This is a genomic window from Sphingomonas sp. URJC2 (genome assembly GCF_059803575.1).
Genome location: NZ_JAPFGX010000036.1, coordinates 19193 through 27085 on the forward strand (window position 1 = coordinate 19193; position 7893 = coordinate 27085).

Consider the following 7893-nt stretch of genomic DNA (forward strand, 5'->3'; position numbering starts at 1 on the left):
TCAGTTGCCATTCAACATGGCCGGCGGGGCGCGATAGGATCATCATATGCCCGAAGCCGCCGGATATTTACTGGAAAGGCCGCCCGAGACTGTTGCGGCCATGCCGGACATGGCTGCTGCGGCGGATGTGCCGGGGCCTGTGCTCGCCGATCTGGCCGGGCGACATGCGCTGTCCGCGCTGGTGTTCGCGATGGTCGATGCCGGGCTGGATGCCGCGCTGGCCGGCGGGCCGCGTTCGCTGACCGCGCTCGTCCATGCAAGCGGCATCGGGCCGGAGCCGCTTGGCCTGTTGCTGCGCGCGCTGGCCGGGCAGGGGCTGGTCGCGCCGGTCGCGGGGCGATGGCAGCTCGCCCCGAATCTTTTCGGTGCCGTGCCCGCCGCGCATTGGGCGGAGCTTGCCGCCCACCGGGCGGAGAACCGGGTCTGGCTCGACATGGCGGCGATCCTGACCGGGCGATCTTGGGCCCCTGACAGCTATCGCCGCGAACTGCTCGACGGGCGCATCGCCGGGCGGCCGGGGCTGCGGGCGATCAACCGCGCATTTGCCGCCCAGGTCGCCGAGCGCCTGTGCCGCGACGCCGCGCCCGCGCGCGTTCTCGATCTGGGCGGCGGCGATGGCGACATGGCCGCCGCTTTGCTCGCTCGCCATCCGGGGCTGCGCGTCGATATTCTCGACCTTGCATCGGGCTTTGCACCCTCGGCGGCGCTCGCCCGGCGGGTCGGGGCACGGCTTGGCCGCATCACCGGCGATGCCCGCACCACCCGGCTGCCCGCGCGCTATGATCTGGTGATCGTCAACGAACTGCTCGAGCTGTTCGGGGCCGATGACAAGCAGGCGATCCTCGCCGGCGCGGTGGCCGCGCTGGCCCCGGGCGGGCGGGTCGCGGTCGTCAAATTCACGCTTGATCGCACCCGCACCCGGCCGCCCTCGGGCGCGCTGTTCTCGCTGCGGATGCGGCTCAAGACCGGTCAGGGCTATCTGGAGAGCGACGATGAGGTTGAGGAGTTTCTGTGCGCGCTCCGTTGCACGCGGACCCGCCGGATCGATCTGGACGGGATCAAGACCGTGATCGTCGCCGAAGCCGAAACGGCCGTGCGCCCCGCCCCGCCCGTCCATGCCGTAGCACCCGCCGATCCCCCGGCCCTGCCCTGGGGCGAGCTGGTGTCGCTGGCCACCGCATTTCGCCTGTCATGCCTGTTCCAGGCCGCGCTCGATCTCGACCTTTTCGGCCTGATCGGGCCGGGCGGGGCGCGCGCCGGCACGGTTGCACAGGCGGCAGGGATGGATGCGACAGGTGCGCGGGTGCTGCTCGACGGGCTGGTCGCCATCGGCCTGCTGGCGCGCGACGGCGATATGTATCTGGTGCCCGCCGGGCTGGAGCGGCTGGCGGGCAATGCCCCGGCCTCGCTTCGCGGGGCGCTGCGCGCGTTTCGCACCGAAAACCGCGTCTGGCTCGATCTGGCCGACATGCTGCGCGCGCCGGGGGAACGGCCGCGCGCCGCCCGGATCATGGAGGCGGCGGGCCTGCCCGATTATCTGGCGGCGGTGGGTGCTGCCAATGATGCCGAGGCGGCGGCCCTGGTCGCGGCGCTGGCCGATGGGATGGCCCCTGGCGCACCGGAGCCGCGCCGCGCGCTCGATCTGGGCGGCGGCACCGGCCTGTTCGCCGAGGCGCTGTGCGCGCGCTGGCCCGATCTGCGCGTGGTGCTGCTCGACCGGGACGAGGTGATTGCCCGCCACCGCGCCGCGCCTGCGCCCGGGCCGCTCTGGACGCGGATCGATCTGATTGCCGGCGATGCCTGCGATCCCGCCGCCGCGCCGGGGCTGGTGCCGGGGTTCGACCTCGTGCTGCTGAGCGACCTGCTGCATTATTTCGCCCGCGACGAAAAGGCGCACATCCTCGCGCGCGCGGCGGCGCTGCTCGCCCCCGGCGGGCGCATCGCCATCGGCAAATTCGCGCTCGATGCCGATGGCGTCACGCCGGCCTCGGCGGCGCTGCTGTCGCTGCGCCTGCATGTGCAGCGGCCGGGGGCCTATCTGGAAACCGATGCCGAGGCGGAGGCGCTGCTGGCGGCGGCGGGGCTGGCGGATGTGCGGACGATCCGGCTGGGCGCGCACAAGAGCCTGGTGAGCGGGTGGCGGCCATGAGCGCCTATCTGGAGCATGTCCAATATGTCGCGCCCGATCTGGACGCGCTGATCGGCTTCTACACCCGGCTGTTCGACTGGCGGCTGCGCGGGCGCGGGCATGAGCGCGCCGCCGACCGCAGCTATGACTGGGTCCATATCGGCGACGATGACAGCTATCTCGCCTTCCGCTCGCCCTATGACGGGGCGGTTTACGGCCCCGATCTGGCGCTGCGCCAGACGCATATCGGCGTCGTCGTGCTCGATCTGGCGGCGGTGATCGACCGGGCACGCGCCGAAGGGACCGATGTCACGCTCAAGCCGCCGCATCCGGCGCGGCTGCGCGCCTATCTGCGCGATCCGGCGGGCCATGAGATCGAACTGGTCCAGTATCTGACCCCCGATCCGCGCGTGCGCCACGCCTATGACGACTGAGGCAGCAACGGCCCCTGCGGCCGATCCCGACGATCTGGGGGCGGCGCTCGACCGGCTGCTCGCCGATGCCGATATCTGGCGGTCGCGGGCGCTGATCAGCGCGGCCGAGCTTGATCTGTTCACCGCGCTTGGCCGCCACGGCCCGGCGTCTGCGGCGCTGCTGGCGCAGACGCTCGGCTGCGATGCTGCAGCGCTTACCCGGCTGCTCGCCGCGCTCGACGAGATGGGCTATGTCGCCCGTCACGGCGATGCCTATGCCAACCGGCCGGTCGCCGCCGCCTTTCTCGACCGCGCCGGGCCTTATCATATCGGCTCCTGGCTGCGGCTGCACGGTGCCGACTGGGCGGCCTGGGGCGAGCTGACCGCGATCCTGCGCACCGGCCAGCCGCCGGGCACCGGCAGCCTGTTCGACGATCCCGGCCGGCTGGCGGTGCTGCTTCACGCCGCGCATGAACGGGCGGTGCTGTTCCATGTGCCGGGCGCGGTCGCGGCGATCGATCCGGCGCGGTCGCGGCGGCTGATCGATGTCGGCGGCGGTGCCGGCAGCTATGCGCTCGGCCTGTGCGCGGCCAATCCGGCGCTGAGCGCGGTGCTGTTCGACCTGCCCGCCGCGATTGCCGTCGCGCGCGACATCATCGCCGCCGATCCCGCCGCGCCGCGCATCGGCTTTCTGCCCGGCGATTTCCACCGCGATCCGCTGGGCGGGCCATATGATCTGGCGCTGATCAGCAATGTCCTGCACGGCGAGCCGCCCGATGCGGCGGCGGCGCTGCTCTGCCGGGTGGCGGCGGCGCTGGAGCCGGGCGGGCGGATCGCCGTGCGCGACAATTTTCTCGACGATGACGGGACGAGTGCCGCGGGCGGCGCGCTGTTCGCGATGGTACTGATGGTCGAAACCCGCGCCGGCCGGCCCTATCGCGCGGGCGAGGTGGCGGCGATGCTGCGCGCCGCCGGCTGTACGACCATCGAACGGCCCGCGCCCGCGATCATGATCGGCACGCTGCCCGGCTGACCAGCCCCGCCCGCCCGATCTCGGCTACGCCCGATCAGCCCCGCCCGACAATGCCGCCCAGTGCGGATCGACATGGCCGGTGTCGACGCCGATATGCGAATAGACCTCGATGACATGGCCGGTCGGATCGGCGAAATACAGCACGGTGCGGATGCCGTCGGGCGTCACATAGGTGTCGGCAAGGCCCGTTGGCTGCGGGCCGACCACCTGGGCGATGCCGGCGCGGGCAAGCCGTGCTTCCCAGTCGCGCACTCCGTCGGTCGTGGTCTCGATGCCGAAATGAAAGCGCGGATGCGCCGCAATGTCCGGTGCCGCTTCGATGAAAAAGGCAAAGCCCGCCCAGTCGAGGATCACCTTGCCGGGGCGCAGATGGCGCACATAGCCAAGGCCGAGCCGCCGGACATAGAAATCGAGCGAGGCGTCGAAATCGCGCACCGGCAGGTTGAGATGGCTGATCCGCCCCGCTGCGAGCATCTGATGTCCTCCTTGGCCCGCGGTCGCCGGGCCAGGACAAGATTAGGGCGCGGCCGCGCCGCTGCGAAGCCGGGCTTGCGCCGATTCGGTGCGATCTTATTCGGTGCGATCTTCGGGGGAGGCGGGCCTCAGCCCTCGCGGACGCGCCCGCTCAGCCGGGCGACCAGCCCCTGCCACTTCATCCGGCGCGAGCGGCGCTGGCGGACGGCGATGCCGATCGCGCCAAAGCCGGCGATCAGCTGCGCCCACATCGCCAGTTCGGGAACGGCGGCGAGGTTGGTGACGCTCAGATTGCCCATTTCGATCTCGCTGGTGATCGCGGTCGCCGGGTCGAACGTCCCGCGAAAGCCGGGGCCTTCGTAAAGATCATAGCCGAAATGGCTAATGGTGAAGCTGTTGCGCCGGATGCGCAGATCGCCGGCGGTGTTTTCCATCGTCGAGAAATAGTCGCTGAGCGGGTCCGCGCCCGTCGTCAGCCGGGGCGGGGCGAGCGCGCCGAGATGATCCGCGTCCGACGTCCAGCTGATGCCGCCGATCCGGAAGGTCGCCAGATTGCCGTTGAACATCGCAACCGTCTGCCCGGCGGCCGATCCCGCCGGCAGCGTGTAGCGGAACGTCGCCACCACTTCGTCGCCGACATTGATCGGGCTGGTCGCGCCCGGCCGGGTCAGCGGCGTGACGAATTGTTCGGTCACGACGCCGCGGACGGTGGTGATGAAGGTTGCCGCATCCGCCGCTGCACCGATCAGCAGCGCGGCTGCCAGGCCGAACCCCTTGGCTGCGATCTCCGTCACGCTTCGCATCGTCACACCCCTGTCCATCTCTGGCCCGTTCAACTCCGGCCGGAAACCGGCAGCGTCCGGCCCGGGCCTGAAGGCCTGTCTGCCGTGCAATCTAGCCCGCTCCAAGCAAATGCGCGGTTAACGCGGGCGTCGCCACCGACTGCGCCGAAACGAGACATTCGGGCGGGGAGCCGAGCGGGAATCGTGCCGGCCGCGGCGTTTCTGTCAGCGCCGTTGTCGGCTGTTCAGCGCCGGGCTGCGATGATTGCCGCACGCTCCGTTCCGGGGTGATATGATTTTTTGAGCGAAACAGCAGGAGCTGAACATGCGTATCCTCACTCTTTCCATCGGTGCCGCCATGCTCGCCGTGCCGGCGGCGGTCGTTCCGCTGGACAGCGCCGAGGCGCAGTATCGCGAATGGCGCGGGCGCGACGGGCGCACCTATTGCCGTCGTCCCAATGGCACCACCGGGCTGATCGTCGGCGGTGCGGCGGGTGCGCTGCTCGGCCGTGCGGTCGATGGCGGGCGTGACCGGACGCTCGGCACGGTCGTGGGCGCAGCGGGCGGGGCGCTGCTCGGCCGCGAGATCGATCGGGGCGGCAAGCGCCGCTGCGCGCCGCTGCGCCGCTGATCTGCCGCTGACCGGGGGGTGCGGCCTCCCGGTCAGTCGCGGCGGAACAGCCGGCCGCGCTCGGCCAGCGCGATGATGGCGAGCGCGGCCAGCCCGGCCAACACCGCGCCCGCGAACAGCGGCCGGGTCGTGCCGTCAAACGCCTGACCGATCACGATGCCGATGCCCGCCCCGGCAAGGATCTGGATCAGCCCCTGAACGCTGGAGGCCATGCCGGCGATCCGTCCCATCGGCTCCATCGCGATTGCGGTCATATTGGCCGTGGCCAGCCCGAAACAGGCCAGCGCCGCCGCCTGCAGCAGCGCAAAGCTGATCAGGCTTTCATGCCCGGCCATGCTGATCGCCAGATGCAGGGCGGCGAGCACGACATAGCCGGCCAGCGCCCGGTGCGACACATGGCGCGGGCCGAGCCGGGTGACGATCCGCGAATTCAGATAGGCGGCGACGCCCATCGCCGCCGCGCTGGCGGCAAACACCGCCGGGAACAGCGCGGGCGCGTCGAACACCGTGTCGAAAATCTGCTGGACCGACAGGATATAGCCATAAAGTGTGCCGAGCAGCAGCGTGCCGGCGAGCGTATAGCCGATGGCGATGCGGTTGCCGATCACGGCGGCAAAACCCTGGCTGAGTGCCGCGAGGCTGAACGCCACCCGCCGGTCGGGCGGCAGGGTTTCGGGCAGGCGGAGGCCCGCCCACAGCATCACCGCCAGCCCGGCTGCCGCAAGCACCGCAAAGATCGCACGCCAGGGGGCGACCAGCAGGATCAGCTGGCCGATGCTGGGCGCGAGGATCGGCGCGGCCAGAAACACGATGGTCGCAAGGCTCATCACCCGCGCCATTTCGGCCCCGGCAAACCGGTCGCGCACGATCGACACGGCGAGCACGCGCGACGAGGCGGTCACCAGCCCGCTCGCCACGCGCGCGGCGACGAGCAGCGCAAAGCTGCCGGCTGCGGCCGCGACCAGATTGCAGATCAGGCCGAGCGCCAGGCTGCCCAGCAGCACCGGCCGGCGGCCGAATCGGTCGGACAGCGGGCCATGGACGATCTGGCCCAACCCCATGCCGAGCACGAATGCCGAGACCACCCATTGCCGGTCATTGGCCGATTCGACGCCCAGATCCGCGCCGATCGCGGGCAGCGCCGGCAGCATCGAATCGATTGCCAGCGCCGTCATCGCCATCAGCGCGGCGATCAGCGTGACGAACTCGGCAAAGCCCGGCTGGCGCAGGCGGGACGAAGCGGACGAAGCGGGGGAAATCGGGCGGCGCACACCCCCGCCATGGCCCGGCACGTGCGGCAGCGAAAGGGGGCGGGGGCAAAAAGCCGTGGCCGCAAAAAAGCGTCCCGGGGCAAAAACGGATATTCAAAGGCCGGCATTGCCGCTTAGGAAGGCCCGATGATCGACACAGACACCCGCAAGATCCCGCCGCTGTCGCTGGCCGAACAGGACCAGGACCCGGCGGGCTTTGCCGCCCGGCTGGGCGGTTCCTTCGAACGCTTCGGTTTCGCGGTCGTGTGCGACCATGGCATCGATGCGGCGCTGATCGACCGCGCCTGGGCGCTGACCCGGGCGTTTTTCGAGCTGCCGGTCGCAGCCAAGGCCCGTTACCACGTCGCCGGGCTGGCCGGGCAGCGCGGCTATACGCCGTTCGGCATCGAAACTGCCAAGGGCGCGACCGAGAATGACCTGAAGGAGTTCTGGCATGTCGGGCGCGACCTGCCGGCCGGTCACCGCTTCGCCGCCGACATGCCCGCCAATCTCTGGCCCGAGGAACTGCCCGAGTTTCGCCAGGTGTTTCAGGCGCTGTTCGCCCAGTTCGACCGGGCGGGGGCGCGGCTGCTGGCGGCGATTGCCCGTCATCTGGGGCTGGCCGATGACTGGTTCGTGCCGGCGGTGGCCGATGGCAACAGCGTGATGCGGCTGCTGCATTATCCGCCGGTGTCGGCCGATGCGCCGGGCGTGCGTGCCGGCGCGCATGAGGATATCAACCTCATCACTTTGTTGCTGGGGGCCGAGGAAGCGGGGCTGCAATTGCTCGACCGCGACGGCCAGTGGCTGGCCGTCGATCCACCCGAAGGCGCGCTGGTCGTCAATGTCGGCGACATGCTGCAGCGGCTGACGAACCATGTCCTGCCCTCGACCACCCACCGGGTCGTCAACCCGCCGCCCGAGCGGCGGGGGGTGCCGCGTTATTCGATGCCCTTCTTCCTGCACCCGGCACCCGATTTCATCATCGACACCCTGCCCGGTTGCATCGGGCCGGACCGGCCGAATCGCTATCCCGAGCCGATTTCGGCGCAGGGCTATCTCAATCAGCGGCTGCGCACGCTCGGCCTGCTCAAGGATGACGGGGTCGCGGGCTGAGGCCCGCACCGGGGCTACCCCCGGGCAAATGCGGAGGCGGGGCGCCGGGCGTTGACAGACCGGCGC

8 protein-coding genes are annotated in these 7893 nt (G+C 70.6%); 5 read left to right on the forward strand and 3 right to left on the reverse strand.

Going from position 1 to position 7893, the window contains the following annotated elements; genetic code table 11:
• Positions 1-109: 109 nt before the first annotated feature.
• The 3 genes from OPU66_RS11980 to OPU66_RS11990 are packed head-to-tail and all read left to right on the forward strand — an operon-like array spanning position 110 to position 3574.
• The gene (locus OPU66_RS11980) at positions 110-2149 is read left to right on the forward strand and encodes a methyltransferase (RefSeq protein WP_498553881.1); all 2040 of its coding nucleotides are present in this window, start codon (positions 110-112) and stop codon (positions 2147-2149) included.
• A complete protein-coding gene (locus tag OPU66_RS11985; protein WP_498553882.1) occupies positions 2146-2562 on the forward strand; it encodes a VOC family protein in 417 nt (138 codons plus the stop codon). The genes OPU66_RS11980 and OPU66_RS11985 overlap by 4 nt, the downstream gene beginning before the upstream one ends.
• Positions 2552-3574 (forward strand): methyltransferase, encoded by a 1023-nt coding sequence (locus tag OPU66_RS11990; RefSeq protein WP_498553883.1) that lies wholly within the window; start codon positions 2552-2554, stop codon positions 3572-3574. The genes OPU66_RS11985 and OPU66_RS11990 overlap by 11 nt, the downstream gene beginning before the upstream one ends.
• Positions 3575-3598: 24 nt before the next feature.
• Here OPU66_RS11990 and OPU66_RS11995 read toward each other — a convergent pair whose 3' ends face one another.
• Positions 3599-4048 carry a VOC family protein gene (locus tag OPU66_RS11995; protein ID WP_498553884.1) on the reverse strand — a complete coding sequence of 150 codons (450 nt, stop codon included), beginning with the start codon at positions 4046-4048 and terminating at the stop codon, positions 3599-3601.
• 128 nt (positions 4049-4176) lie between these two features.
• Positions 4177-4851 (reverse strand): hypothetical protein, encoded by a 675-nt coding sequence (locus OPU66_RS12000; protein ID WP_498553885.1) that lies wholly within the window; start codon positions 4849-4851, stop codon positions 4177-4179.
• Positions 4852-5155: 304 nt separating this feature from the next.
• Here OPU66_RS12000 and OPU66_RS12005 point away from each other — a divergent pair, with 304 nt between their 5' ends.
• Complete coding sequence (locus OPU66_RS12005) at positions 5156-5461, forward strand: glycine zipper 2TM domain-containing protein (RefSeq protein WP_498553886.1); 306 nt, start codon at positions 5156-5158, stop codon at positions 5459-5461.
• A 32-nt stretch (positions 5462-5493) separates the two neighbouring features.
• On the opposite strand, the gene OPU66_RS12010 is transcribed toward OPU66_RS12005, so the two are convergent.
• On the reverse strand, positions 5494-6732 hold the full coding sequence (locus OPU66_RS12010; RefSeq protein WP_498553887.1) for a multidrug effflux MFS transporter: 1239 nt from the start codon (positions 6730-6732) through the stop codon (positions 5494-5496).
• 126 nt (positions 6733-6858) lie between these two features.
• On the opposite strand from OPU66_RS12010, the gene OPU66_RS12015 reads away from it, so the two are divergent.
• Entirely contained in the window at positions 6859-7827 is a 969-nt protein-coding gene (locus OPU66_RS12015; RefSeq protein WP_498553888.1) for an isopenicillin N synthase family dioxygenase, read from the forward strand.
• Positions 7828-7893: the final 66 nt, after the last annotated feature.